This window comes from Bradyrhizobium sp. Kon58, from assembly GCF_055807455.1.
Window position 1 is genome coordinate 297,148 of record NZ_JBVVOT010000003.1, and the last position, 24,984, is coordinate 322,131.

Below are 24,984 nucleotides of genomic sequence, written 5' to 3' on the forward strand. Positions count from 1 at the left end.
TCGGGCTAGTCGATAAGCCTCTCTGCCCGCAGCTCCAGCTCGATCTCCGCAAAAATCCTCGCCAGCCGCTCGGCCCATTGTTGCTGGCCGGACTGTTCGGCGATCAGATCCTGGCGGATCTCGATGCCGGTGTTGACGAGGCCGCGGGCTTCGCCGTGCACGGGGATGGTGTAGTCGGTGAGGTCGTTGACCGCGTAGGGCTCGTTGTCGCCGACGACGAGATCGCCCTCTCTGCGCAGATGCCTGAGCAACAGCTGCGGCAGCACGGTGTCGCGATTGTAGAGCGCGCCGATGTGCCAGGGGCGCGCGACGCCGGCGTAAACGGGAGTGAAGCTGTGCAGCGATACCAGCACCGTCGGCCGCTTGTCGTGCACGCGGCGGTCGATCGCGGCCTCGATACGGTGGTGATAGGGCTCGAAAATCTCGCGCCGGCGCGCTTTGCGCTCCTGCTCCGAAATTCCCTCGTTGCGCGGGATCGCGGTTGCTTCGGAAATCACGGGGATCGAGCTCACGGCGCCGGGCGGGCGGTTGCAGTCGATCACCAGCCGCGAATAGCGCTGGGCGATCAGATGTGCGCCCAGCATCTCTGCCAGCCGGTCGGCGACCCCCGCAATGCCGATGTCCCAGGCGATATGCCGCGTCAGCTCGCCTCCCGCGACGCCGAGATCGCCGAGGGTACGCGGCAGCACCCGCCCGTAGTGGTCCGAGGTGAGCAGAAAAGGCGATGTCCCTTGCGCATTCACCTCGTGCACCGGGGGGACGTCACCCTCGCTGAGGAGTTGATTGGTCGCCTCGATTGTGTCTAAAGCCATCCTGATTGCCTAATGAAACAGCAGTCACCCCGAAGAATCGGGCGGGATTGCTATAGATTGGTCTGCCCGACCCCACCATGATTGCCTGACGATGCCGCTGCTGACGATTCATCACAAGACCGAATATCGCTACACCCGCCCCGTGGCGTTCGGCGAACACAGGATCATGCTGCGTCCGCGCGACGGGCATGATCTGCGCGTGCTCGACTCCAGGCTCGAGATCTCGCCGGAGCCGATGTCGCTGCACTGGATCCACGACGTGTTCGGCAATTCGGTTGCGATCGCGAATTTCGACGAGCGCGCGGCCACGCTGGTCTTCGACTGGCACGTCACCGTCGAGCACAATCCGGTCGAGGAGTTCGCGCTGACGCCGGACGATTCGGCCTATTTCTATCCGTTCGCCTATGACGACGAGGAATTTCCCGACCTCGTCCACTACATCACGCCGCAATATACCGATCCCGACGGCGAGATCGCGGAATGGGCGCGCGGCTTTCTCGACGAGGACGCGCCGACGCCGACCTTCAAGATCCTGAGCGGAATGACCCACGGCATCCGCGAGCGGTTCAAGTACCGCAAGCGCCACGAGCTGGGCACGCAGCATCCGCTCGACACCTTGCAGTCCGGTAGCGGGACCTGCCGCGATTACGCGCTGTTCATGATCGAGGCGCTGCGCCATCTCGGCATCGCCGCACGATTCGTCTCCGGCTACATCTTCCTGCCGGAGGATATCGAGCAACGCCATGTCGGCGGTGGTTCGACGCATGCCTGGGTGCAGGTCTACCTGCCGAGCGCGGGCTGGATCGAGTTCGATCCGACCAACGGCATCGTCGGCACCCGCGATCTCATCCGCGTTGCGGTCGCCCGCGATCCGCGTCAGGCGATCCCGCTGCACGGCGTCTATATCGGCGCTGCGGGCGCGTTCGACGCCATGGACGTGACCATCAGGGTGGTGTCGGACGAGCAGCGCAGCGGCGAGGAGCTGGAGGCGGAGGTTTCGTAGCCGCTCACCGTCGTCTTCCTGGCGAAAGCCAGGACCCATTACCCCGACTGTCAGTGTGGTGCGACGTTGTAGCTGTCGAGTTGCCCGTTCCCGTGTTCGGTGGCTATGGGTCCTGGCGTTCGCCAGGGCGACAGTGGAATGTGTGGCGCTGTCGCTCCGCATCATTCGCAGCTATAGAGCCCCCATGACCTCCGATCGTCTTTTCGTCTACGGCACGCTGATGCGCGGCTTCGACCATCCGATGGCGCGACTGCTTGCGGGCCACGCTGATTTTCTGAGTGAAGCGACCTGCCGCGGCCGGCTCGTTCTGGTGAAGCATTATCCGGGGCTGCTGCTCTCCGATGGGCCGTCTGATCGCGTCCACGGTGAACTCTTTCGCCTGCGCGTGCCCGACGAGCTCCTGCGCGAGCTCGACATGTACGAGGCCTGCGGCGAGGGCTTTCCGGAGCCGACCGAATATCTGCGCCAGCTGGTTGACGTAACAGGCGCGGACGGGGTGACGGCGCCGGCCTGGACTTACATCTACAACTGGCCCGTCACCGATCTGCCGCGCATCGAATCCGGCCGCTTCCTCGATCACTAGGCCGACAGCACTTCCTTCACCGCGCGGACGTCGACCTCGCGCTCGACATAGGTCCACTCCTCGGTCCGCCTGAGCATCGCAACCAGCTCCTCGAACAGCGAGGCGTGCGCGGGCGCGAATTCGAACCAGGTCAGGAAATCGAAGGGCCCGCCGAGGTCGCGGCAATGATAGAGCTGGCGCGCAATCGCAGGCAGGAAGCGCAGGCTGCTCGCGATGTGATGCGACTTGTCCTCAAAGATCCCGCGGCGCTCTTCCTGGGTCAGCTCCCACCAGGCCTGCGATTTGCGGATCGGGATCAGCGCCGCGCTGGTTGCTTCCAGCCGGCCGAGGCCGGTCTGCACGGCAGTGAGCTGCTGCTTCTCGGCGCGCTCGGTGTAGCGCAAGTTGCTCGCGGCGCCGACCAGCCGCCAGGCATTGCGCGAGGGCACCAGGGGCAACGCGATGGCCTCGCTGTCGGTGACGACAGCGCCGGCATGAAGGCGAGGGGTTCGCCCGTCACAGGCGAAATCGAGGTGATGCGCCAACCCCCACTCTGGCCGCCTCGGAAGGTCCTGAACATGACCCATGGAAGCGTGGAACCGGGGCGGGTTCAAGGCCTCTGTCGGTCCGGGCTCACGCTCCGCGCGCCCCGGAATGACGGAAGGGCTGTGAACAGCGCGTATAAGCCTGACAAACCTGACTTCTGGACGGGTCGTCCCTATATCCCTGATCCCTTCGCCCGACTCACACGGTTTCGCGTTACACAGAGCCCATGCGCTTCACCCCCCAATTCCTCGACGAGCTGCGTGCCCGGCTTTCGGTCTCCGAAGTCGTGGGCAAGCGCGTCAAGCTGAAGAAGGCGGGGCGCGAGTGGAAGGGGCTGTCGCCGTTCCAGCAGGAAAAGACGCCGTCCTTCTACGTCAACGACCAGAAGGGCTTTTACCACGACTTCTCCTCGGGCAAGCACGGCGACATCATCAGCTTCATGATGGAGACCGATGGCCTGCCGTTTGCGGAGGCCGTGGAGCGGCTCGCCAATATGGCGGGCCTGCCGCTGCCGGCGGTGACGCCGGATGCGGCGCGTCAGGAGCAGCGGCGCCGCTCGCTGCACGACGTGATGGATCTCGCCGCGAAATTCTTCGCCGAGACGTTGGCCTCGCGCGTCGGCGCCAAGGCGCGGGGCTATCTCGCCGACCGTGCGATCTCGCCGGCTACGCAATTGCAGTTTCGGCTGGGCTATGCGCCGCCCGATCGTTTCGCGCTGAAAGAGCATCTCGGCAAGCTCGGCGTCTCCGTCGACGACATGGTTGAGACCGGCATGCTGGTGGCCGGCAACGACATCCCGGTGCCCTATGATCGCTTCCGCGATCGCGTGATGTTTCCGATTACCGATTTGCGCGGCCGCGTCATCGCCTTTGGCGGGCGTGCGCTGGAGAAGGACGTTCCGGCCAAGTACCTGAATTCGCCGGAGACGCCGCTCTTCCACAAGGGGGACAATCTCTACAACCACCAGACCGCGCGCAAAGCCACTCATGACGGCAGCACCCTGGTCGTGGTCGAGGGCTATGTCGACGTCATCGCCATGGTCACCGCGGGCTTTGCCGGCAGCGTGGCGCCGCTCGGCACCGCGCTCACCGAGAACCAGCTCGCGCTGCTCTGGAAGATGGCGGACGAGCCGATCCTCTGCTTCGACGGCGACCGCGCCGGCCAGAAGGCGGCCTATCGTGCCGCGGACCTCGCCTTGCCGTTCCTCGCACCCGGCAAGAGTCTTCGTTTTGCGCTGCTGCCGGAAGGGCAGGACCCCGACGATCTCGTACGCTCCGGCGGTCGCGGCGCGATCGAGGAGGTGATCGCGGCGGCGCGTCCGCTCGCCGAGATGATCTGGTCGCGCGAGCTCGAAGGCGGCAATTTCGCCACGCCAGAGCGCCGCGCCGCGCTGGAGGCGCGCATCAAGGAGCTTTCCAACGGCATCCGCGACGAGGTGGTGCGGCGCTATTATCGGCAGGATCTTGCCGAACGGCTGCAGCGCGCCTTTGCCCCCGAAGGCGGGCGCGGCGGCTTTGGCGGCGGCCGTGGCAATTTCCGCCCCGGCTCGGCCGGCCGCCAGTTCCAGCCCCGGGGTGGGGGAGGCGCGAATCGATTCGGCGGTCAGGGATTTGGTGGAGGCCGCCGCGGCCCACCCGGACCGATCCAGCTGCCGTCCGGACCCTATCAGGCGGCGAGCGCGCAGCTCGCGGCAAGCCCGATCATGCGGGGCCAGCGCAGCGCCATCTCCCGCAGGGAGGCCCTGATTCTGCAGATCCTGATCAACCACCCCTGGCTGCTGCACGACCATCTCGAGGAAGTCGCGGCGCTCGAACTCGCCCATCCCGAGGTCCATAAGCTCAGGGCCGGCATCATCGCCGCCTTTGCCAACGACCATCACCACTCGCCGGACCCTGGCGAGCTCGCCGAGAAGATGCGCAGCGACCTTGAGAAGGGCGGATTTTCCCAGGCTCTTCAAAGGGTTGAGGGCGGCATCACGACCGCGGCGGTGTGGGGCGCCCGCGAGGGCGCCGCACGGGATGACGTTCTCTCCACCTGGCATCAGCTGGTCGCCTTGCATCGGCAGTACCATTCACTACTTAGAGAGCTGAAAGACGCCGAGTTGGCCTTGGGGGATGATCCCAGCGAGGCCAACATGGCGTGGCTGCGCGACGTCAAGGCTCGGATAGGCGAAGTCGACGGCACCGAGGCCCTGATCGAGGGTTTTGGCGAGCTGTCGGGCCGGTTCCAGAAGAGCGTGTGATGAAAGAATCATGCGGACGGCCGGGACCGGAACCGCTAAAAGACTCGCCAAATCCGAGGTTTGGCGGCAAAAACAGGGTTAATCGAGGCTTAACGGTCTTGTAGCACTTTGGCCACCAGGCGGCCGCAGGCAGAACAGACGCGTCAGGAATGAATCCGCGCAATTGCTGTTGGCACTACACCTGCATCCGCTGCGACAAAGAGGCTCTACGAAGCGTTAGGCAAATCCGGCGAGTGAAAGGTCGGGGGTGGCGACAAGAGGTCCGCGCCGCCCTTTCCGTGTCGAGATCTGACGAAGCGAGAGCATCGAGCAACAGGTTCAAGTGATTTCACGCGGGCGCGGCGATCGTCTGTGTGAAACGCGTTTAGGAGCAATGGATGGCCACCAAGGCAAAGACGCTGCAGGCGAAGGACAAGGAAAAAGACGACAAGGCAGCGGACGCGCCGGAGAAGGACTCCCAGGACGCGCCCTCGCCGTTGCTCGATCTGTCCGACGCGGCCGTGAAGAAGATGATCAAGCAGGCCAAGAAGCGTGGCTTCGTGACCTTCGATCAGCTCAACGAAGTTTTGCCGTCCGACCAGACCTCTCCCGAGCAGATCGAGGACATCATGTCCATGCTCTCGGACATGGGCATCAACGTCACCGAAGCCGACGATAGCGAAGGCGAAGAGGACAAGGACGAGGGCGGCGAGGACGAGACCGACAACGAGCTGGTCGAAGTCACCCAGAAGGCCGTCACCGAGGTCAAGAAGAGCGAGCCGGGCGAGCGCACCGACGATCCCGTGCGCATGTATCTGCGCGAGATGGGCACCGTCGAGCTGCTGTCGCGCGAAGGCGAAATCGCGATTGCGAAGCGCATCGAGGCCGGCCGCGAGGCGATGATCGCAGGGCTGTGCGAAAGCCCGCTGACCTTCCAGGCCATCATCATCTGGCGCGACGAGCTCAACGAAGGAAAGATCTTCCTTCGTGACATCATCGATCTCGAAGCGACCTATGCCGGGCCTGACGCCAAGGCCGGCATGAACAATGCGATGATCGCAGGTCCCAACGGCGAGACCGGTGAAGCGCCGGCCGAAGGCGGCCAGGCCACCGGTGCCGCGCCCGCGCATGTCGCGCCGCCGGCCGCACCGCCGGCGCCGACCCCGTTCCGCGCCGCGCCTGTGCCCGGCAATGCCGGCGACGCCGCGAAGGATCCGGCGGAGTCCGCCGCCGAAGCCGACATGGACGAGGACGACGAGTTCGAGAACCAGATGTCGCTTGCGGCGATCGAGGCCGAGCTCAAGCCAAAGGTCGTCGAGATCTTCGACAAGATCGCCGACAGCTACAAGAAGCTGCGCAAGCTGCAAGAGCAGGACATCCAGAACCAGCTCGAGAGCACCTCGCACGGCCCCTCGCTCTCGCCGCACCAGGAGCGCAAATACCGCAAGCTCAAGGACGAGATCATCGTCGAGGTGAAGTCGCTGCGCCTCAACCAGGCGCGTATCGACTCACTCGTCGAGCAACTCTACGACATCAACAAGCGCCTCGTCTCGCATGAGGGCCGTCTGATGCGCCTTGCCGACAGCCACGGTGTCGCGCGCGAAGACTTCCTGCGCAACTACACGGGCTCGGAGCTCGATCCGCGCTGGCTCAACCGTGTCTCGAAGCTGTCGGCCAAGGGCTGGAAGAACTTCGTCCATCACGAGAAGGACCGGATCAAGGACCTCCGTCACGAGGTGCATCAGCTCGCGGCGCTGACCGGCTTGGAGATCATCGAGTTCCGCAAGATCGTGCACTCGGTGCAGAAGGGCGAGCGCGAAGCCCGCCAGGCCAAGAAGGAGATGGTGGAAGCTAACCTCCGTCTCGTGATCTCGATTGCCAAAAAATACACCAACCGCGGCCTGCAGTTCCTCGACCTGATCCAGGAAGGCAACATCGGCCTGATGAAGGCGGTCGACAAGTTCGAGTACCGCCGCGGCTACAAGTTCTCGACCTACGCCACGTGGTGGATCCGGCAGGCGATCACCCGCTCGATCGCCGACCAGGCGCGTACCATCCGCATCCCCGTGCACATGATCGAGACGATCAACAAGATCGTGCGCACCTCGCGCCAGATGCTCAACGAGATCGGCCGCGAGCCCACTCCTGAGGAATTGGCCGAAAAGCTCGGCATGCCGCTGGAGAAAGTGCGAAAAGTCCTCAAGATCGCCAAGGAACCGCTGTCGCTGGAGACGCCCGTCGGTGACGAAGAGGATTCACACCTCGGCGATTTCATCGAGGACAAGAACGCGATCCTGCCGATCGACGCCGCGATCCAGTCCAACCTGCGCGAGACCACCACGCGCGTGCTGGCCTCGCTCACCCCGCGCGAAGAGCGCGTGCTGCGCATGCGCTTCGGCATCGGCATGAACACCGACCACACGCTGGAAGAAGTGGGGCAGCAGTTCTCGGTGACGAGAGAGCGTATTCGTCAGATCGAGGCGAAGGCGCTGCGGAAGTTGAAGCATCCGTCAAGGTCGCGGAAGCTGCGGAGCTTTTTGGATAATTGATTCGGGCGTGCCCGGCCTCGATCCGGGCATCCATCGAGACAACGGCGGCGGGCGAAAGCTCGCCGCTTTTTTGTTCGCTACCCAATTGGGCATTGCTTTGACCAAAGTATCTCTCAAGTAGACGAAAGTAACTAAAGCAGCTTCCGGGCGATAAGCGCTTGAATCTTCGTTCTCTTTATGTTTTCTCTGGTTGAATCAGTTTGAAGGTTCACGCCATTCCTAGTTTTGCGTGGAGCATCCATTCGTCTCAGCAATTCGCACGATCTTCGAAATGGTTTCAATTCCGTGCGTCCTTTTGCGCTTCATCAGCGCCTGTCCATCAGCGAGGTCTCTATGCAAGTGAGGTCCGATGGGAATGACATCAATAAACGTCCTGGCTACGCCGAGGCCCGTGAGGAGCTCACAATCCTTGAACGATTGGCACAACACGTGTGGGCGGCGATAGGCGACTTTGGTAAACGCCCAAACTTCACTGGCGACCCAGGCGAAGTCGAACTCGAAATACATGATGCGCGGCAAAGCCTACTGAAGGGCTTCAGAGAACTCGCTCAACATTGTTATGGGCGAACCGTAATCGGAAGCAAGATTGACGAAGACCAAAAGACAACGACGCCATTCAAATTCCGCATCACGCAAGCGAACGTGAGCCAGCTCGATTGTGGGATAATTGGACGGAATTCGCCAGCCGCTACCAAGTTGGTGTCAGCGCAAGTAGGTGACGAAAGGGAAATAAACAACGACGGTACGCACTACTTCAAGGTCAATGAAACTAGAACATTCGAAGGGCCAACCAGCCTACACTTGTCCAGCGAACGCCCAGACTTTCGGCGTATGACAGTTCTTGGTGGGCGCGCAATCACAGCGCTCGCAATTTCAGGCCTGCGGGCCTTTGTCGAAGATTATGTTGACCGTGATCTTCCAGAAGTTGCTCGACCGAGCTTAGAGCCAGGAGCGCTTGCCGATCCGACTTGGATTGAAAATTGGGCAGGAATCTATTTAGGCGATTCAGACAATCAATCGTTGGGTCATCAGTTCTTTACGCGGACGACCCAATCTCAGGAAGCAGCGTTAAATAGGCCACATGGTCTTACGATCGTTGAGGGTATCGCTGGGGCAGGAAAAACCTCAGTCGCGCTCGGCCGTCTCAAATTCTTTTCCAACTTCGCAACTGGAGAAAACACGCAGCACTATGGTTTGGAGCATGCTCCAAAGAGCGACTTTTCTCCTGCTGGCATGATCGGGTTTGTTCTCAGTCGTAGCCTTCGACGTTATTTAGAAGATACAGCTCATGAACTAGAACTAGAGCATCTTCCCATAAGGGATTTTCAGGAGCATCGAACTCATCTCTCCAATCGCTTTGGATTAACGCGATCTTTTCGAAGGGCCGACTCCCTCGTGCCAGCGTGTCGTACTCAGTTGAATTGGTTGCGTGCGATAGATGCTGCTATTGCACGGTCGGTCGCTGCAAAAATGGAAGATGTAATTTCGAGGGATTTTGCGATCGCCGTCACGGTAAAGGAGGCGGTTCGTGGCCTTTGCTCAGATCTAAAAATGGCGGAGCCGTCTTCTGGATCATCGAGTTTTCACTTGAGCGGTTTGGCCCAGAAACTGGTCGATAGTACTCTGAGCGCGGAGTATCGCGCTCGCGAGGCATCAATACGATTGAGGTCAACTCAAGCAGAATTTACTGATCGCGTCGATCTCGAAAAGGAATTGCGCCAGGCCAGACAAGAAGAAGAGCGGGGCGTCATAACGCCACTCGTTCGGCAACTTCTTGGGCTGCTGGACATCGAGCCTCTTTTTGCGGATGCAGTCGATTCCGTGGCGTTTACTCGTTTCGTTGAAATCGCATTTGGAGACGAGGCGGATCTGGATGTTAGTCGATCGATTGACGAAGTCCGATCTGCTTTTGCGCCAAAGAAAGAGAATGAGCGTCGAACTCTCACCGATGCTGATCTCCTGGTGCTGATCACCTGTGCTGCAATGATTGCAGACGAATTTGAGTATTTTAATGCGCCCGGTCATATCTATCGAGTTAGACGGCATACCGCTGTCTTTATCGATGAGGTTCAGGATTTTACGGAAATCGAAGTATTCCTGATGGGGTTGTCTGCTTCGAAACAATATCATCAGATCACGTTGTCAGGCGATTTATGCCAACGGCTTCAGGGGAGCGGGTCCAAGATACGTCATGAACTTTTCCCATCTGTGCCGAGGTCGAGCCGAAACGAGCCTATATTTTTGGATAAGAATTTCAGGCAGCGTGAGCCACTGGCGCACCTGAGTGCTGGTTTTCGAAATGTACTGCAGGGAGATGAGCGTTTAAGCGTCGATCTTCGCTCGCAGCCTCCAGCGCTGTTGCATAGATACGGACTAGGTACCGAAATCGATAAGGTGATTCTGGAGCGGCTTGCTTCGGTTGACGAATATGCGACCGTCGCAATTATTGCGCCGACTGAGGATGAAGCGGTTCAGTGGCACAGCCGACTTAGCAAGGGATTGGCGGGGGCGAGGCGGCTCGCGTCGCTTTCTCGTCGTGAGGATCTGACGGCCCGATTTGATATCCACTTCACTCACGTATACGAGACCAAAGGATTGGAATTCGACGTCGTCATTATCCCAGACTTGGGGGCGTTCGAGCTCGGGAATGAAATCGGTCGAAATCAGGCCTATGTGGCGATCAGCAGAGCGAAGCATGCCTTGTTCGTCGGCTGCAGCAGAGACAAGGATAAGGAAGTTTCGGTATTGGCTGATGAGGGGCTTCTAAGGGCAGTCGACATCTAATCGAGACCAAAGTTGGGGTATTTTACCCGACGGGCATCCCGTTCCTCGCCAACGCCTTGGCGCCGGCGTTTCTTCACCAGCGCGCTAAGGTAAGAGTCTGATCCCCGTTCTGGGATCGCGCCTGCGAGACGCTTCGAAAGGGACGTTGCGGCCAGCGTACCCAGGCTGCGAGGAGGGTGCGCAAAAGGCGTAGACCCTCACCCGCCGACCCTATTTCTTCTTCGCGCCGACCCGCTCGAGGTTCTTGATCTCCAGCGCCGGGCGGCCGGATTTTTCGGCGATCTCGCGGTCCTGCTCCATGATGTAGGCGCGGGCCGGCTCGTCGCCGTCGAGGCCGCCGAGCAATTCGGCGGGCACACGCCGGTTGGAGCGTTGGGAGCCGTCTTCATAGAAGACGTTGAAAAAGGCGAATTCGCCCTTGGGATTGGTTCCGGGTTTTTTGGCCATGGCCGGCTTTTCGTCGATCAGGGGGCCATAGTCAAATGACTTTGGCAGGTTTCCGGAGGCTGGCCGCGGGCCCCTGCAGCGGCAGAACCGGCTGCGCGATCGGTCGACGAACCCGTTTGCGAGGCACCTGGATGTCGGGTGGAAGCGTCCAACGCTTCGCAAAACCCGATGCGCTCGTTCGAGGAGACCCTTGTCTCACCCTTTGCTCACCCTTGCCTCAACAAACGGCGGGCCGCGAAGCCCGCCGTTTATTTTGGTCTTCAGCGTCGCCCGGGGCTGGCGGGGCGACAACCTAGAATAGAAGGTTATAACCGGCGCCATGCCGTGGCAAGGCAAATCGTTGGCGCTGCGATGTCTCAGCGAACGCAGATATGCAGTGGTCGCGACATCGCGTTTCGATCAGCGTCAAAGCAATTGCTTGGATGCCAAATCACTTTGTTCATATTTCCTGCTCTCGCAATGCGGCGACCGGCGCGCGCCTTGTTTGAAATCGCATTTGCCTGCACGTATTCCCGCGTGCGTGCAGAAATTGCGCTGACTAACATATGTTAATCTGTTTTCGCCTTCGCATTGTTCCATGATGTTGCGCGCGCCGCATGCACCAATCTCACGGCGCCACCAGCTCCACGCGCCGGTTGAGCGCACGGCCGGGGTCCGTCGCATTGGAACCCACCGGCGCCAGCAAGCCGACGCCCGCGGTGCGCAGTCTCGTTTGCACAATCCGAAAACTCTTCACCAGCTCGGCTGCGACGGCTTCGGCGCGGCGCTTCGACAGGTCGAGGTTGTACTCATAGGCGCCCTGGCTGTCGGTGTGGCCGACGATGAAGACGTTGAGCTGCGGCTGGCTCGTCAGCAGCTTTGCGATCTGCTCCAGCGTCGGGCGGCTCTCGGGCTTGAGCACGGCCTTGTCGGTGTCGAAATAGATGCCGTAGAGCGCGATGTGGCCGGTCTCGCCAAGCCCCTTCGCCATCGCGGCGGCATCCACCATCTTGTTCGCGATGGCGCCGAGCTCGGCGACGGTGACCTGCGCCGTGATGTCCTGGTTGTTCTGGCTGACGAGGACGCTGGCGAAGGTCTCGCGTCCGCCCTCGGTCTTGCGGCCGGCGTAGTAACGATAGTTGAAACCATCGACCCACATCTGCGGGACCGGCAGCGTGTCGACGGCTTCGGTAAAGGGAATGGCGCCGCAGGCATCGGTGTCGCAGGCGAGCAGGGTCTCGAAGCCGGCTTTGGCAAGCTGCGTCTCGAAATTGCGCGACACTTCCAGGATCGAGGGGCCGGGATTGGTGCGATAGGCGATGCGAAAGACGCGGCCCTCGAGCCGCCGCGCGTCGACAGGCTGGCCGTCCTTGAAGGGAGCCGCCTGCATCCGCGCTGCGTCAAAATCCTTCATCACATAGCCGGTGATGACGCTGCCGGCGAACCGGCCGATGCCGGGATAGTCGCGGCCACCTGCGACATCGCGCGTCTGCGCGGAGGCGGCCGTCACGGTGAGGGAGAGCAAAGCAAGGGCGGCGAGCATCCGGCGCGACATGGACATGATCATGAACATCTCGATCGGTTGGGGGAGGGGGCGAGCGCATTTGATTTGTCGCAGGCAGGCAGCGATCGGTTCTGGCGAGGATTTGCCGCTTTGACGCGAATCCGGTTCCCGGGCATGATCGCGCACCGCTCTCCCGCCCATTCCCTGTAGGATTCATCCGAATGTCGAAATACGCCTTGGCCATCGCCTTCATCGCCTGTCTGGCCGGCGGATCGGCGCAAGCCGCGCGCTGCGGCGGCGACTTCAACAGCTTTGTCGCCAGCATGACCTCGGAAGCGCAAGCTGCCGGCGTCTCGGCGGGCGTGACCAGCGCGGCGCTCAGCGGTGTGCAGCAGGATGGCGCGGTGCTCGCTTTCGACCGGCGCCAGCGCTACACCTTCAACAAGAGCTTTGAGCAGTATGTTTCGACCCGCGTCGGCCCCGGCCGCATCAATGGCGGCAAGGCGCTGCTGCAGCGCCATGCCGCGCTGCTGTCGCGCATCGAGCAGCAGTTCGGCGTACCCCGCTATATCCTGGTCGCGATCTGGGGCCTGGAGAGCGATTTCGGCAAGGGCGACATCGGCAAGCTGCCGGTGGTCCGCACGCTGGCGACGCTGGCGCATGATTGCCGCCGCACGGAGCTGTTCCAGGGCGAGCTGCTCGCGGCGCTGAAGATCGTGCAGCGCGGCGACCTGCCGCTGCGCGACCTCATCGGCGCCTATGCCGGCGAGATCGGCCAGACCCAGTTCCTGCCGTCCTCCTACATCAAGTACGGCGTCGATTTCGACGGCGACGGCCACGTCGATCTCCGCCACAGCGTCCCCGACGTGCTCGCCTCCACCGCGAACCTGCTCCACACCAGCGGCTTCAAGATGGGCCAGCCCTACGGCGAAGGCACCGCCAATTTCGAAGCCATGCGCGAGTGGAACAGGGCGGTGATCTATCGCAAGACGATCGGGTATTTTGCCGATCGGCTGGCGGGGCAGTGAGGGAGAGCTAACCACAATCGTCATTGCGAGCGCAGCGAAGCAATCCAGAATCTTTCCGTGGAGACAGTCTGGATTGCTTCGTCGCTGCGCTCCTCGCAATGACGAGCGGAGACAGTGCCGCGCCCCTGACCTACTTCGCCAGCCCCTTCGCCATCCTCTCCAGCTTGCGCTGCAACGGCGCCCAGTACGTTGCCGGGCGGAAGCGCTGCAGGAGATCCATGAAGCGGGCGTCGTTGCCGATCAGGATGCGCGGCTCGTTTCTCTCGATGCCCCTGATGATGCGCAGCGCGGCGTCGCGCGGCGTGGTCTTGGCCGCGTTCTCGAACCGCTCGATCGATTGCGACCGGCGTGCGTTGTCGGTGACGCCGACCCCGGTGCGCGAATTGCGGGCGATGGCGGTGGCGACGCCGCCGGGATGCACGACCGACAACCTCACAGGGCTGCCCGCGACTGCAAGCTCGTGCCGCACGCTCTCGGAAAAGCCGCGCACCGCGAATTTCGCCGCGGCATAGGCCGACTGTCCCGGCGGGGCGATGATGCCGAAGATCGAGGACAAATTGACGATGTGCGCCTCGCCCAGCGTCTTCAGATGCGGCAGGAAGGCGCGCGTGCCGTGCACCACGCCCCAGAAATTGATGTCGAACAGCCAGTCCATCTGCGTCTGGTCGATCTCGTCGAACGAGCCCATCAGCGCCACGCCGGCATTGTTGACGACGATGCCGAGCGCGGGATGCGCGGTGGTCGCCTCACGCGCGAACTGCGCGATGTCGTCGGGCTCGCTGACGTCGACGCGATGCAGGCTGACCTTGCATGCGGCTCCGATCTCGGCCGCGAGCGTCTTCAGCCCAGCCTCGTCGCGATCGGCGAGCGCGAGATCGCAATCGCGCCGCGCAAGCTCGATCGCCAGCGCGCGGCCGATGCCGCTTGCCGCTCCGGTGATAGCCGCGGCGCCGCGGATTGCAGTCATGATGATCCCCCCGTAGAGCCGCGAGCGGGAACTATGATTTACATTTTTTCATAATGGAACCGAACCGCATCGCTGTTCCCACCTTAACCTACGTTACTTGATGAAGACAGGCAGCATTGGGAGCCGCCGATGGGACAAGCACAACCGTTTCGAGCCACCGCACTGATCGTGGAAGACGACCTCATGCAGAGGGAGATGCTCAGTCTTCTTCTCGAAGAAAGCGGCTACGACGTCATTCAGTGCGAGAGCGCCGAGGCGGCCGAGCTTGTGCTGGAGAAGAGCGCCGGCGCGCTCTGCCTGATGATGACCGACGTGCAACTCGCCGGCCGCATGAACGGCGTCGAGCTCGCGCATGTCGCCAAGGACCGCAACCCGAAGCTCGACGTCGTCGTCACCTCCGGCCGCCCCTTAATGCAACCCTTGCCGAACGGCGCGAAGTTCTGGGCCAAGCCCTGGGCGCCGCTCGACGTGCTCCGCGAGGCCGAGATCGCGCAGCTGGCCTGACGGTCGGTCCGGCAGGCCGGCTTTCGTGGTCCCGGGCGCGGTGATAAGGTCGGTCCATGACCTTGTCCTTCCTGCTCACTTCGCTGATCGTCGTCGCCTCGCCCGGCACCGGCGTGCTCTACACGCTGGCCGCCGCGCTGACCCGCGGCTCGCGCGCGAGCATCGCGGCCGCTTTCGGCTGCACCCTTGGAATCGTGCCGCACATGACGGCCGCGATGCTGGGGCTCGCCGCCGTGCTCCACACCAGCGCGCTCGCCTTCGCCGCACTGAAATGGTGCGGTGTCGCCTATCTGCTCTACATGTCCTGGCAGGCGCTGCGCGAGACCGGGGCGCTGGCGGTGGACGGCGAGATCCGCGAGCGTTCGGCTGGCCGGGTGATCGTGACCGGCTTCCTGATCAACATCCTCAATCCGAAGCTGTCGATCTTCTTCCTGGCCTTCCTGCCGCAGTTCATCGCCGCGGACGAAGCCCATGTGCTGGCGCGGATGATGGAATTGAGCGGCGCCTTCATGGCGATGACGTTTGCGGTGTTCGTGGTCTACGGCCTCTGCGCAGCCTCGGTGCGCGAGCGCGTCATCTCCCGCCCGCGCGTCATGGCCTGGCTGCGGCGCAGCTTTGCCGCCGGCTTCGCCGCGCTCGGCGCCAAGCTGGCGTTCGCGGAGCGGTAGCTCCTCCAGCCAATACGGGCGGAAGCCAATAAAAAAGCGGGCCTTGCGCCCGCCGTCTTCAAACTCAGAACTCCCACCCGACGCCCGGGCGGAGCGAGCTCCACCCGGGCAAAGAATAAGAAGCCTCGTTACTTCTTCTTCGCTGCCTTCTTGGCCTTCTTCTTCGTCGCCTTCTTCGCCTTCTTCGCTTTCTTAGCCATAGGATCCTCTTCAGGGTTAATGGTGAAACGCGACACGAGGGATGCTCGGCGGAGGGCCAGCCTCGCAACATCCTCGGTGACAAGCTCAGCAGATTCGCGCGCTTCTGCCCCGCGCTGTCACATCCGTGTCATCGCGTTATCCACAGCTCAGATGCATTTTCGGGTGATTTTAGCCCGCGAATCCGCATCGCCAGCGTGCTCGACGATCCGACCATGCGCCAGCCGTTCATGAATCCAAAACCAAAGGCATGTTTTCGCGGATCGCAGTGAGACTCCGTTAAGCGCGACGGCCGCATTGTCTCCGCAAGAAAACGGGGACGGGGTCATGAACGGACAGCTGGCAGGGACAGAGGGCGCGACGCTGCGCGTGTGGCGCGCGCCATGCTGAACGTGCCGACACTCTGGACCGTGTTCGTCGTCAACTTCCTGGCGCTCGGCCTGATCTGGGCCTACGTGACGCGCTCCTATCCGAAATTCGCGGCCGCGCGGTTCTGGATGGCATCGTGCTTCGTCGGCGCAACCGGCACGATGGCGGCTCTGATCCGCCTTTTCGTCGTTTCGCCTGTCCCGCTTCTGCTCGGAGCCGCCGGCGTCATCGCGGCGAGCTGCCTTGCCGCCATGGGCATTCAGCGCTTCTACGGCCAGCCGGTGTCCTGGCGCGTCATGGCCGCGACGGGAATTCTCAGCCTCGGCGGCGTCGTGTTCTTCATGGTCGCATACGATCACATGCAGCTGCGCATGCTCAGCTACTCGCTCGGCCAGGGGCTGCCGCTGGCGCTGTCGCTGCGTTTGCTGCTGTCGCCATCGGAAGGCCGTGCCAGCCCGGGAGCCCGGCTCTCCGGCATCGTCATCGTCACCATCATCGCGATCTTCGCGGCCCGTGCGATCGGCAATCTGCTCGGCGGCGATTTCTCGTCGGTCTCCGGAGGGGGGTCTCATGCCGTCATGGTGCTGGGCCTGCTGTTTCTGTCGATGACGCTCAATTTCGGCTTCCTGCTCATGGCGATGGACCGCCTGCGCAACGAAGTTGCCGACCTCGCGCTGCTCGACGATCTCACCGGTGTCGCGAACCGGCGGCATCTGTTGCAGCGGCTGGGTGAAGAATGCGCCCGCTCGGAGCGCAGCAGCGAGCCGTTCTCGCTGCTGGTGATCGATCTCGACGGCTTCAAGGCCGTCAACGACACCCATGGCCATGCCGCGGGCGATGCCTGCCTGCAGCACTTCACCCTGATGGCGCAGACGCGCTTGAGGCCCGGCGACATGCTTGCCCGCACCGGCGGCGACGAATTCTGCGTCGTGCTGCCGTCGTCGACCTTGCGCGAGGCGGCTGCGATCGCCCGCCGCGTGCTCGAGGTCTGCCGCCAGGATGCCGTCAACTGCACCGGCATCGACATTCCGATCGCGATCTCGATCGGGGTGGCGCAGTGGGACCGCGGCGTCGGCCAGTTTCCGGACCGCCTGATCGCGCATGCCGACCACGCCCTCTATGCGGCCAAGAAGAACGGCAAGAACGACTTTGCCGTCCACGATCCGGCGCCGCCGCTCATGCCTGACCCGATCGGTCCGGGCGAGGCCTTGCGCAAATTCGCGTAAGGGCGTGCTAACCTCAGGTCCGAATTGGACCCGCATGATGATCTCTCGCCTGCTCGCGGCCGTTCTCGCCGCTCTCATTCTGATCGCACCTGCCGCTGCGACCGACGCCGAGCTCGCAAAGCTCGCGCGCGCCTCCGGCACACCCGACATTCCCGGCCTGAAGATGGTGTGGCTGGCGCCATGGGGCGATGTCGGCAACGCAAAACCGTGGCGCAACATCATCGTGCACCAGACCGAGGGACCGGCAGGCTCGGCGCGCGGCGGCGCGCAAGAGCAGGCGAAGAATCCCACGCGTCGCGGCGTCACATTGTGGGTGGAGACCGACGGCACCGTCTATTGGGCGGTCGCGGAAAACCTGGTGCCGACCCATGGCGACGGTGCCAATCGCAACGACAACAAGTACATCGACAACAAGCCGACCTTTCGCCAGGTGGTGCGCGACAATTCGATCGGCGTCGAGTTCGCCGGCAACTATCCCGACGTCACCACGGGACCGACCGCGGCGCAGGTCGCGGCGTGGAAGATCCTCGTCCAGATCCTGCGCGCGCGCTACGGCATCCCGCTCGACCGCGTCTATGCGCACAACTGGATCGACTACAAGGACGCCCGCTATTGCGAAGGCTGCTGGCTCGCGACGCTGGCGCGGGTTTGGGGGTAGTGACGAGCTACACCGGTTGCGACATCCAGCCGAACAGCCGCCGGATCAAGCCCGGCCGCCGCGGCAGTTCCGGTGGGTCATCCACCGCCAGCACGCGTTTGAAGAAGTAGTCCAGGAACACCATGTCGTTCGGCTCGGTGACGGTGAATGTCTCGTCGCCGAAGTAGACGCTGTAATTGAAGAAGAACGGGCCCATCAGCGGGATCGTCGCGGTCGAGGCGTAGTCCTTCGAGATCACGAACTCCGACGGCTCGAGCCCGTGGTCGCGCATCGCCTGCTCGACCAGCGGCAGCTTGCGCATGAACTGGGCGGAGAAGCCGCCGACGGTGGATTGCAGGATGATCGACACGGTCTGTGTCCGTTCTCTTGAGGCTGTCGGCCCGATGCTTTTGGTCGGTCGACCGGCAGTGCGGGTTCAAGGCCAGAACCACAACCCCGCTGTCATCGCCCGGTTTAGCCGGGCGATCCAGTATTCCACAGACCTGCATTGGAGACCTCGCTCTTGCAACAAGCGCCGCGGCTTACTGGATGCCCCGCCTTCGCGTGGCATGACGGCGAGAATTGCGCCCAACAAAAAAGCCGGCGTTGCCGCCGGCCTTCTGTCTCTTGTCGATCCGCCAATCTCTGGCGCTAAAAACCTCGCGCTTAGAGCGCGGCTTCCAGCGCGGCCTGTTCGGCCTTTGCGATCGTGCCCTTGACCGCGGACTGCACCTTCTCGAAGGCGCGGACCTCGATCTGGCGGACGCGCTCGCGCGACACGCCGAACTCGGCGGCAAGGTCTTCCAGCGTCATCGGCTCATCGGCGAGGCGGCGGGCCTCGAAGATGCGGCGTTCGCGCGGGTTGAGCACGCCCATGGCGCCGTTCAGGGCGTCACGGCGGTGATCATACTCCTCGTGCTCGGCCAGCATGGCTTCCTGGTTCGGCGAATTGTCGACCAGCCAGTCCTGCCATTCGCCGGCTTCGCCGTCGTCGCGGATCGGAGCGTTGAGCGACGCGTCGCCACCGAGGCGGCGGTTCATGTCGACCACGTCCTGAGCCGTGACGCCGAGACGCTTGGCAATGATGGCCACCTGGTCGGGGCGGAGATCGCCTTCGTCCAGTGCGGAAATCTTGCTCTTCGCCTTGCGCAGGTTGAAGAACAGCTTCTTCTGGTTCGCGGTGGTGCCCATCTTCACGAGCGACCACGAACGCAGGATGTACTCTTGAATCGACGCCTTGATCCACCACATCGCGTAGGTGGCGAGACGGAAGCCCTTCTCGGGCTCGAACCGCTTCACCGCCTGCATCAGGCCGACATTGCCTTCCGAGACGACCTCGGAGATCGGCAGGCCGTAGCCGCGATAGCCCATGGCGATCTTGGCCACGAGACGGAGATGGCTGGTGACGAGTTGGTGCGCGGCGTCACGATCATCGTGCTCGCGCCAACGCTTGGCGAGCATGTATTCCTGCTGGGGTTCCAGCATCGGAAACTTGCGGATTTCGCCGAGGTAACGGGAAAGGCCGGATTCGCCATTAAGGACCGGCAGGGTAGCTGTACGGGCCATAGTGCGCCCTCCAAACAGGTTCAGGCCCCCGATAGCGGCGGGCCAGGCAGACGACCGCTTGGTTAAAGCCGATCGGTGCTGCGATGTTCCGCGTTGGTCTTCAACGCAAGCGCAATATACTCCATCGGAAGGCAAAAAGGGAAGGATTGCTGACGTCACGTCCCCGTGTGGCAGCTATAACTTTTTGTAATGTAAAGCATTTCTGAAGCGGCCTGCGTCATAGCGCCGCTTTCAGGGCCCCCTGAAGGAGAAGCAAATCCTCCGGCAGAGGCGTCTCCCAGTGAAGTAATTCTCCAGTCCTCGGGTGCTCCAATACCAGCAGGTAAGCGTGCAGGGCCTGCCGCCCCAGCACGGCGAGGGCGGCCTGCGACCCAGGGCCCAGCTGGTTCGCCTTGGTCTTGAAATGCGGGCCGTAGACGGCATCGCCCATCAGGGGGTGGCCGATATGGGCGAGGTGGACGCGGATCTGGTGGGTGCGCCCGGTCTCGAGCTCGCAGGCCAGCAGCGCGGCGATCGGCTTGCCGTCGCGTCCGGCAAAACTCTCCAGAAGCTCCCAATGCGTCACGGCCTCGCGGCCGCCCTGGCGCACCGCCATCTTCTCGCGCGCATGCGGGTGGCGGTCGATCGGCGCGTCCACGGTGCCGCGATGGCGGCCCGGCAGCCCCCAGGCGAAGGCCATGTAGCCGCGCCGCATCGGCCCGGTGCGGCCGTGGTCGGCGAATTGCGCGGTGAGCGAGGCATGCGCGAGGTCGTTCTTGGCGACCACCATCAGCCCGGTGGTGTCCTTGTCCAGCCGGTGCACGATGCCGGGCCGGCGCACCCCGCCGATGCCCGACAGCGACGAGCCGCAATGGGCGATCAGCGCATTGACCAGCGTGCCGGTCTCGTGGCCCGCCGCGGGATGCACCACCAGCCCTTTCGGCTTGTTGAGGACGACGATGTCGTCGTCCTCGAACACGATATCGAGGGCGATATCCTCGCCTTTCGGCTCCGGCGCGGCCGCTTCCGGCACGTCGATTGTGATCGTATCGCCGGAGGCGACGTGATAAGCGGGGTCCCGGATCGCGGCGTCCCTGAGGCTCACCGCGCCCGCCAGAATCAGGGCTTTCAGCCTCGATCGCGACAGCTCGGCAAGGTGCACAGCCAGCACGCGGTCGAGCCGGGTCGAGCCCTCGGAGCCTTCGACGACAACCTCCAACCTTTGCGCAGAGCCAGAATTTTCCATGACGTCGTCTGATACCGTTGTTCCCGAACCGAGCCCCGAGCAGGCCGCGCTGTTCGCGCGGGTGCGGCGGATGATGCTGATCGCGGGGTTGACCACGGCGCTGGCAATCTGCGCTGTGCTGATCGGGGTGGGCTACCGCCTTTTCAAGTCCGAGGGAAGGGCGCCCGAGCCGGCCGGCGACGTCACCGCCACCCTGCCCAAGGGCGCCAGAATCGTCTCGACCGGCGTGGCCGGCGACCGGCTCGTGATCACGCTCGACATCGGCGGCGTCACCGAGATCCGCACCTTCGACGCCCACACCTTGCGGCCTGCCGGAAAGCTGAAATTCGCCAATGAGCCGTGAGGCGGCGGCTGGGGCGCGGAACCGGCCGCCATCGTCGTCCTGGCGAAAGCCAGGACCCATAACCACCGGATCCTGTTGCACGAACGAGATCGTCGTTCCGATCTGCCTTAACCATCCGCATCTGGGGTAATGGTCCTGGCATTCGCCAGGACGACGCCGAGCGAGCGTCCAAAACCCCTCGATCCCCGCTTGCCGCCGGCAAAATTCGAGGCTATGTCCTCTCCCTCACGCTCCCTTCGTCTAGCGGTTAGGACGCGGCCCTCTCAAGGCTGAAACAGGGGTTCGATTCCCCTAGGGAGCGCCAACTTTAGAGTCGATCGGCCCCCGTTTGGCGATTGACTGTTCCGCCCACAGGGTGAGTCTGTGGCACTTGCCATCAACATCCGGGCCGACCATGCCTCCGCTGGCGAGATAGAACGTCTGTGGGATCAGGTTGCCGCGTTCGAGGTCGAGCCATCGATGCGTGCGCTGGGCTATCGGCCACATTTCACATTTGCCATCTACGATCCGCCTGCCATCGACGAGAAGACCGCATGGGGCGCCATGCAGGCGGCCGTCGTCGACGAACCGCAATTGCGCATCGAGTTCAAACGTATTCGCTGGTTCGAAGGCTCGCCACTCGTTCTCTGGGTGGAGCCGACCTGCAATGAGGCGCTAAGCCGCATCCACAGCTCTATCAGCGCCGCAATCGACCCGGCACATTGTCGTCCTCATTACCGGCCGGGAATGTGGACGCCGCATTGCACGCTCGGCACGCGTATCGCCGATGAATGTCGCGGTGACGCCCTTGCATTCGCACGCTCATTCGAGCGACGAATTGAAGTGCTGTTCGATGTGGTGGATTGCGTCGCCTTTCCGCCGCTGCGGATCATCTCCGAACAGAGACTTCCGTCGTAGCTGGCCGTCACGCGACTCATGCCGCCTTGTAAGCCGTGATCTTCTTGATTTGCGGTGCGAGCACGTCTTCGGCCGTTTCGAGGTCGAAGCGCGCCCGCATGTTCATCCAGAATGCAGCGCCGGTCTTGAAGAACTTGCCGAGCCGCAGTGCTGTGTCGGCAGTGACGGGCTTTTCCTCGCGCGCGATACGCTCGATCCCGGTGCGCGGCACGTTCAGGGCAGCCGCGACCGCGTAAGGTGTCAGCTTGAGCGGAACGAGAAATTCTTCACGCAGGATTTCGCCGGGATGAATCGGCGGAAGCTTTTTTGCCATCTGCAAACTCCTCTTGGTTGGCGTAAGCTGCCAGCCAGGGCTGATGATCTTTGCTAGGCGCGCCGGATAACCTTCTTCTGGCCTTTGCAAATAACGCACACGCCATCTTCTTGTACGAAGTCACTTGTTGTGGCTAAGGCGCCTGTTACCTGCGCGGGATGTGCTCCGTCATTGATCAATCCAACACCATCGGCAATGCACTTATTGCACACCGGCTTCGGTCGATGGGACGTGATAAAATCATTGATGCGCTGCGGAACGCTCATGGCTGACCTGCGAGTTGTCACGCGTCAGGCTACTGCCTAGTCGTGAGCTTCGCAACTATACGGAGTCGGTCCACCTCGCCCCGAGAGCAGTGGCAAACGGATGTGCCCGTCAGCCAAAACAGCAAACTGTCTGTCAACCCTTCCCCGCAAAAATATTCCACTTTACCGAAATTCGGAATTGTCGTATGTGTCGGCAATCCCAGCCCACAAAAGGGGCGGTCGTACGTCGTCACGAACGCGGTTTGGGAGTTGCGGTGGACGCGGGCGGCGTTAAAGGCGGGGTTGTGCATGCAGGGCGAGATGAACCTCGTGAGCATGGCACGAACCGCATCGACGGACGGCGCTCATGCTTGCGAAGTCTTTGGTGAAGCAGGACCATGTCCTGCGAAGCCGTTAGGCGAAGCAGGAAAGCCTGCGTACGGCGAAACCGTGTGGTCCTGGCCGTCGTTGCTACGGTCAAGCCTTTGCGAAGGCGTCAGCGCGTCAACCGGCGCGGTGCCGTGCATTTCGCGGAGGTGACGGAGGCAAGAAGGAACTCGTCTCCGGGGAGAGCACGGCATAGGCCGTCAGACCATCGCGCAGGGAAGGCCTGGTCTCGGCTGCCCTGTGTCTCCCCTGTGCATTGCGTGTGCAATCAGTTCGCATGGGGGTTTTTATGGGTGCCAGCCGGCGCCCGGTCTTCCCTGCGCCCTTTCTTTGGAGAGGGTGACGAGAGAAGCATAGCTCGGGCAAAACATGCCGCGAGGCTGCAAGCGGCCGTTCACAATTTGCCAGCGAAATGATCTTCCGTGCGAGCATGATGCGTCGGCTTCGGTGGAGGTGGTCGTACCTCCCGGAATCTGCCTTGATGCGAATTCAGCGCGGAGGAGTTTCGATTATGAGCGGCTTGGTGATCTCTGGCGGCCGGGTGGTGGATCCCGCCAGCGGAATGGACGCGGTTGGCGACGTGGCGGTCGTGGACGGCAAGGTCGCCGCGGTCGGCGCCTCGCTCGGCGGCGCCGAGCGGGTGATCGACGCGACCGGGCTCGTGGTCGCGCCCGGCTTCATCGACCTTCATGCGCATGGCCAGTCGCTCCCCGCCGATCGCATGCAGGCGTTTGACGGCGTCACGACGACGCTCGATCTCGAAGCCGGCGTGCTGCCGGTCGGGTCGTGGTATGAGCGCCAGGCGAGGAAGGGACGCGCGCTGAACTACGGCGCCGCCACCAACTGGGCTTTCGCCCGTATTGGCGCGATGACGGGCTCCAATGCGGAGAGCTCGCTGGAGGCGTTCGGCAACGCGATGCGCGATCGCCGCTGGATGGACAACGTGGCGAGCGATTCGGAGGTCGCGGGAATCCTCGAGAGGCTGTCGCGCGGCCTGAACGAGGGCGGCATCGGCATCGGCATCTTGAACGCCTATGCGCCGGGCGCCGGCGTGCAGGAGCTGACTGCGGTCTGCCAGCTCGCGGCCGCGCAGGACGTTCCGACCTTCACCCATGTCGCCTACATGTCGCGCGTCGACCCCGAGAGCGCGGCGGAAGCCTATATCCGCCTGATCGGCTATGCCGGCGCCACCGGCGCGCATATGCACATCTGCCATTTCAACTCGTCGAGCAAGACCGACGTCGAGCGCTGCCGCGTGCTGATCGCGAAAGCGCAGGCGCAGGGCCTGCCCATCACGGTCGAGGCCTATCCCTATGGCACCGGCTCGACCGTGCTGGCGGCGGCCTTCTTCAGTGACCCCGAATTCGTCGAGCGCAACGGCACCGGCTACGATTCCGTGCAGCGGGTCACTGACGGCCATCGCTTCAGCGATCGCGAGGAGCTCTTGAAGGCGCAGGCCGACGAGCCGTCGTCGCTGGTGCTGTGGCACATCCTCGACACCGAGAACAACGCGCATCATCGCGACCTGCTCGACATGTCGGTGCTCTATCCCGGCGGCGCCATCGCCTCCGACGCGATGCCGTGGACGACGTCGGACGGCAAGACCTATACCGGCGATGCCTGGCCGCTGCCGGATGACGCCACCTCGCATCCGCGCTCGGCGGGCTGCTTCACGAAATTCATCCGCGAATGGGTGCGCGAGCGCAAGACCGTGTCGCTGCTCGAAGGCGTGCGCAAATGCGCGCTGATCCCGGCGGAGATCCTGTCGCAGAGCACGCCCGCGATGCGCGCCAAGGGAAGGCTCACGAAGGACGCCGATGCCGACATCGTCGTGTTCGACTACGAGAAGCTCTCGGACCGCGCGACCTTCACAGCGATGAACCGCCCCTCCGAAGGCGTGCGGCATCTGATCGTCAGCGGCGAGCCGCTGATCACCGACGGTGTGCTGGACGTGGCGGCGCGGCCCGGCCGTCCCGTGCGCCGTCCCGTCGTCGGGAGCTGATC

21 protein-coding genes, 1 tRNA gene and 1 pseudogene are annotated in these 24,984 nt (G+C 62.9%); 14 read left to right on the plus strand and 9 right to left on the minus strand.

The genetic code is table 11. From position 1 onward, the window contains the following. Positions 1–5: 5 nt before the first annotated feature. Positions 6–812, minus strand: coding sequence for an N-formylglutamate amidohydrolase (locus tag AC0L20_RS07870; protein ID WP_473288073.1), 807 nt, complete (start codon positions 810–812; stop codon positions 6–8). 91 nt (positions 813–903) lie between these two features. Between AC0L20_RS07870 and AC0L20_RS07875 the strand changes: the two genes are divergently transcribed. After that, positions 904–1,815 (plus strand): transglutaminase family protein, encoded by a 912-nt coding sequence (locus AC0L20_RS07875; protein WP_473288074.1) that lies wholly within the window; start codon positions 904–906, stop codon positions 1,813–1,815. Positions 1,816–1,999: 184 nt separating this feature from the next. Next, on the plus strand, positions 2,000–2,398 hold the full coding sequence (locus AC0L20_RS07880) for a gamma-glutamylcyclotransferase family protein (protein ID WP_473288075.1): 399 nt from the start codon (positions 2,000–2,002) through the stop codon (positions 2,396–2,398). Here AC0L20_RS07880 and AC0L20_RS07885 read toward each other — a convergent pair. Next, positions 2,395–2,957, minus strand: a pseudogene (locus AC0L20_RS07885) (chlorite dismutase family protein). The gene AC0L20_RS07880 and the pseudogene AC0L20_RS07885 overlap by 4 nt on opposite strands. A gap of 192 nt (positions 2,958–3,149) precedes the next feature. On the opposite strand from AC0L20_RS07885, the gene dnaG reads away from it, so the two are divergent. The 3 genes from dnaG (at position 3,150) to AC0L20_RS07900 (ending at position 10,477) form a co-directional block, all read left to right on the plus strand. Beyond that, positions 3,150–5,165 carry a DNA primase gene (gene dnaG / locus AC0L20_RS07890; RefSeq protein ID WP_473288076.1) on the plus strand — a complete coding sequence of 672 codons (2,016 nt, stop codon included), beginning with the start codon at positions 3,150–3,152 and terminating at the stop codon, positions 5,163–5,165. A 377-nt stretch (positions 5,166–5,542) separates the two neighbouring features. After that, a complete protein-coding gene (gene rpoD, locus AC0L20_RS07895) occupies positions 5,543–7,693 on the plus strand; it encodes an RNA polymerase sigma factor RpoD (RefSeq protein ID WP_473288077.1) in 2,151 nt (716 codons plus the stop codon). A 285-nt stretch (positions 7,694–7,978) separates the two neighbouring features. Beyond that, the gene (locus AC0L20_RS07900; RefSeq protein ID WP_473288078.1) at positions 7,979–10,477 is read left to right on the plus strand and encodes an ATP-binding domain-containing protein; all 2,499 of its coding nucleotides are present in this window, start codon (positions 7,979–7,981) and stop codon (positions 10,475–10,477) included. A 210-nt stretch (positions 10,478–10,687) separates the two neighbouring features. On the opposite strand, the gene AC0L20_RS07905 is transcribed toward AC0L20_RS07900, so the two are convergent. Both AC0L20_RS07905 and AC0L20_RS07910 read right to left on the minus strand, forming a co-directional pair. Beyond that, positions 10,688–10,924, minus strand: coding sequence for a hypothetical protein (locus AC0L20_RS07905; RefSeq protein ID WP_007614643.1), 237 nt, complete (start codon positions 10,922–10,924; stop codon positions 10,688–10,690). Between the two features lie 607 nt (positions 10,925–11,531). Continuing rightward, positions 11,532–12,470 (minus strand): OmpA family protein, encoded by a 939-nt coding sequence (locus tag AC0L20_RS07910; protein ID WP_473288079.1) that lies wholly within the window; start codon positions 12,468–12,470, stop codon positions 11,532–11,534. Positions 12,471–12,628: 158 nt separating this feature from the next. Between AC0L20_RS07910 and AC0L20_RS07915 the strand changes: the two genes are divergently transcribed. Further along, positions 12,629–13,435, plus strand: coding sequence for a lytic murein transglycosylase (locus tag AC0L20_RS07915; RefSeq protein ID WP_473288080.1), 807 nt, complete (start codon positions 12,629–12,631; stop codon positions 13,433–13,435). 130 nt (positions 13,436–13,565) lie between these two features. Here the strand turns inward: AC0L20_RS07915 and AC0L20_RS07920 are convergent, their stop codons facing one another. Further along, positions 13,566–14,402: an SDR family NAD(P)-dependent oxidoreductase gene (locus AC0L20_RS07920; RefSeq protein WP_473288081.1), complete on the minus strand. Its 837-nt coding sequence runs from the start codon at positions 14,400–14,402 to the stop codon at positions 13,566–13,568. Positions 14,403–14,531: 129 nt separating this feature from the next. On the opposite strand from AC0L20_RS07920, the gene AC0L20_RS07925 reads away from it, so the two are divergent. The 4 genes from AC0L20_RS07925 (at position 14,532) to AC0L20_RS07940 (ending at position 18,025) form a co-directional block, all read left to right on the plus strand. Next, positions 14,532–14,906 (plus strand): response regulator, encoded by a 375-nt coding sequence (locus AC0L20_RS07925; RefSeq protein WP_456767840.1) that lies wholly within the window; start codon positions 14,532–14,534, stop codon positions 14,904–14,906. A gap of 56 nt (positions 14,907–14,962) precedes the next feature. After that, positions 14,963–15,574 carry a LysE family translocator gene (locus tag AC0L20_RS07930; RefSeq protein ID WP_473288082.1) on the plus strand — a complete coding sequence of 204 codons (612 nt, stop codon included), beginning with the start codon at positions 14,963–14,965 and terminating at the stop codon, positions 15,572–15,574. 581 nt (positions 15,575–16,155) lie between these two features. After that, on the plus strand, positions 16,156–17,367 hold the full coding sequence (locus AC0L20_RS07935) for a GGDEF domain-containing protein (protein ID WP_473288083.1): 1,212 nt from the start codon (positions 16,156–16,158) through the stop codon (positions 17,365–17,367). Between the two features lie 34 nt (positions 17,368–17,401). Continuing rightward, positions 17,402–18,025, plus strand: coding sequence for a peptidoglycan recognition protein family protein (locus tag AC0L20_RS07940; RefSeq protein WP_473288084.1), 624 nt, complete (start codon positions 17,402–17,404; stop codon positions 18,023–18,025). A 7-nt stretch (positions 18,026–18,032) separates the two neighbouring features. Here AC0L20_RS07940 and AC0L20_RS07945 read toward each other — a convergent pair whose 3' ends face one another. The 3 genes from AC0L20_RS07945 to AC0L20_RS07955 form a co-directional block, all read right to left on the minus strand. Then, complete coding sequence (locus AC0L20_RS07945) at positions 18,033–18,374, minus strand: hypothetical protein (RefSeq protein WP_027565289.1); 342 nt, start codon at positions 18,372–18,374, stop codon at positions 18,033–18,035. A 296-nt stretch (positions 18,375–18,670) separates the two neighbouring features. Next, positions 18,671–19,570 (minus strand): RNA polymerase sigma factor RpoH, encoded by a 900-nt coding sequence (gene rpoH / locus AC0L20_RS07950; RefSeq protein ID WP_007596598.1) that lies wholly within the window; start codon positions 19,568–19,570, stop codon positions 18,671–18,673. Between the two features lie 217 nt (positions 19,571–19,787). Continuing rightward, entirely contained in the window at positions 19,788–20,795 is a 1,008-nt protein-coding gene (locus AC0L20_RS07955) for an RluA family pseudouridine synthase (RefSeq protein WP_473288085.1), read from the minus strand. Between AC0L20_RS07955 and AC0L20_RS07960 the strand changes: the two genes are divergently transcribed. From AC0L20_RS07960 to AC0L20_RS07970, 3 genes are all read left to right on the plus strand, one after another. Then, positions 20,794–21,138: a hypothetical protein gene (locus AC0L20_RS07960; RefSeq protein ID WP_473288086.1), complete on the plus strand. Its 345-nt coding sequence runs from the start codon at positions 20,794–20,796 to the stop codon at positions 21,136–21,138. The two genes, AC0L20_RS07955 and AC0L20_RS07960, sit on opposite strands and share 2 nt — an antisense overlap. A 229-nt stretch (positions 21,139–21,367) precedes the next feature. Continuing rightward, a tRNA-Glu gene (locus AC0L20_RS07965) sits at positions 21,368–21,442 on the plus strand. A 59-nt stretch (positions 21,443–21,501) separates the two neighbouring features. Beyond that, entirely contained in the window at positions 21,502–22,035 is a 534-nt protein-coding gene (locus AC0L20_RS07970) for a 2'-5' RNA ligase family protein (protein ID WP_473288087.1), read from the plus strand. A 16-nt stretch (positions 22,036–22,051) separates the two neighbouring features. On the opposite strand, the gene AC0L20_RS07975 is transcribed toward AC0L20_RS07970, so the two are convergent. Continuing rightward, positions 22,052–22,348 carry a HigA family addiction module antitoxin gene (locus tag AC0L20_RS07975; protein ID WP_473288088.1) on the minus strand — a complete coding sequence of 99 codons (297 nt, stop codon included), beginning with the start codon at positions 22,346–22,348 and terminating at the stop codon, positions 22,052–22,054. A gap of 1,143 nt (positions 22,349–23,491) precedes the next feature. Here AC0L20_RS07975 and AC0L20_RS07980 point away from each other — a divergent pair. Next, on the plus strand, positions 23,492–24,982 hold the full coding sequence (locus AC0L20_RS07980; RefSeq protein ID WP_473288089.1) for an amidohydrolase family protein: 1,491 nt from the start codon (positions 23,492–23,494) through the stop codon (positions 24,980–24,982). The last annotated feature ends 2 nt before the right edge of the window (positions 24,983–24,984 follow it).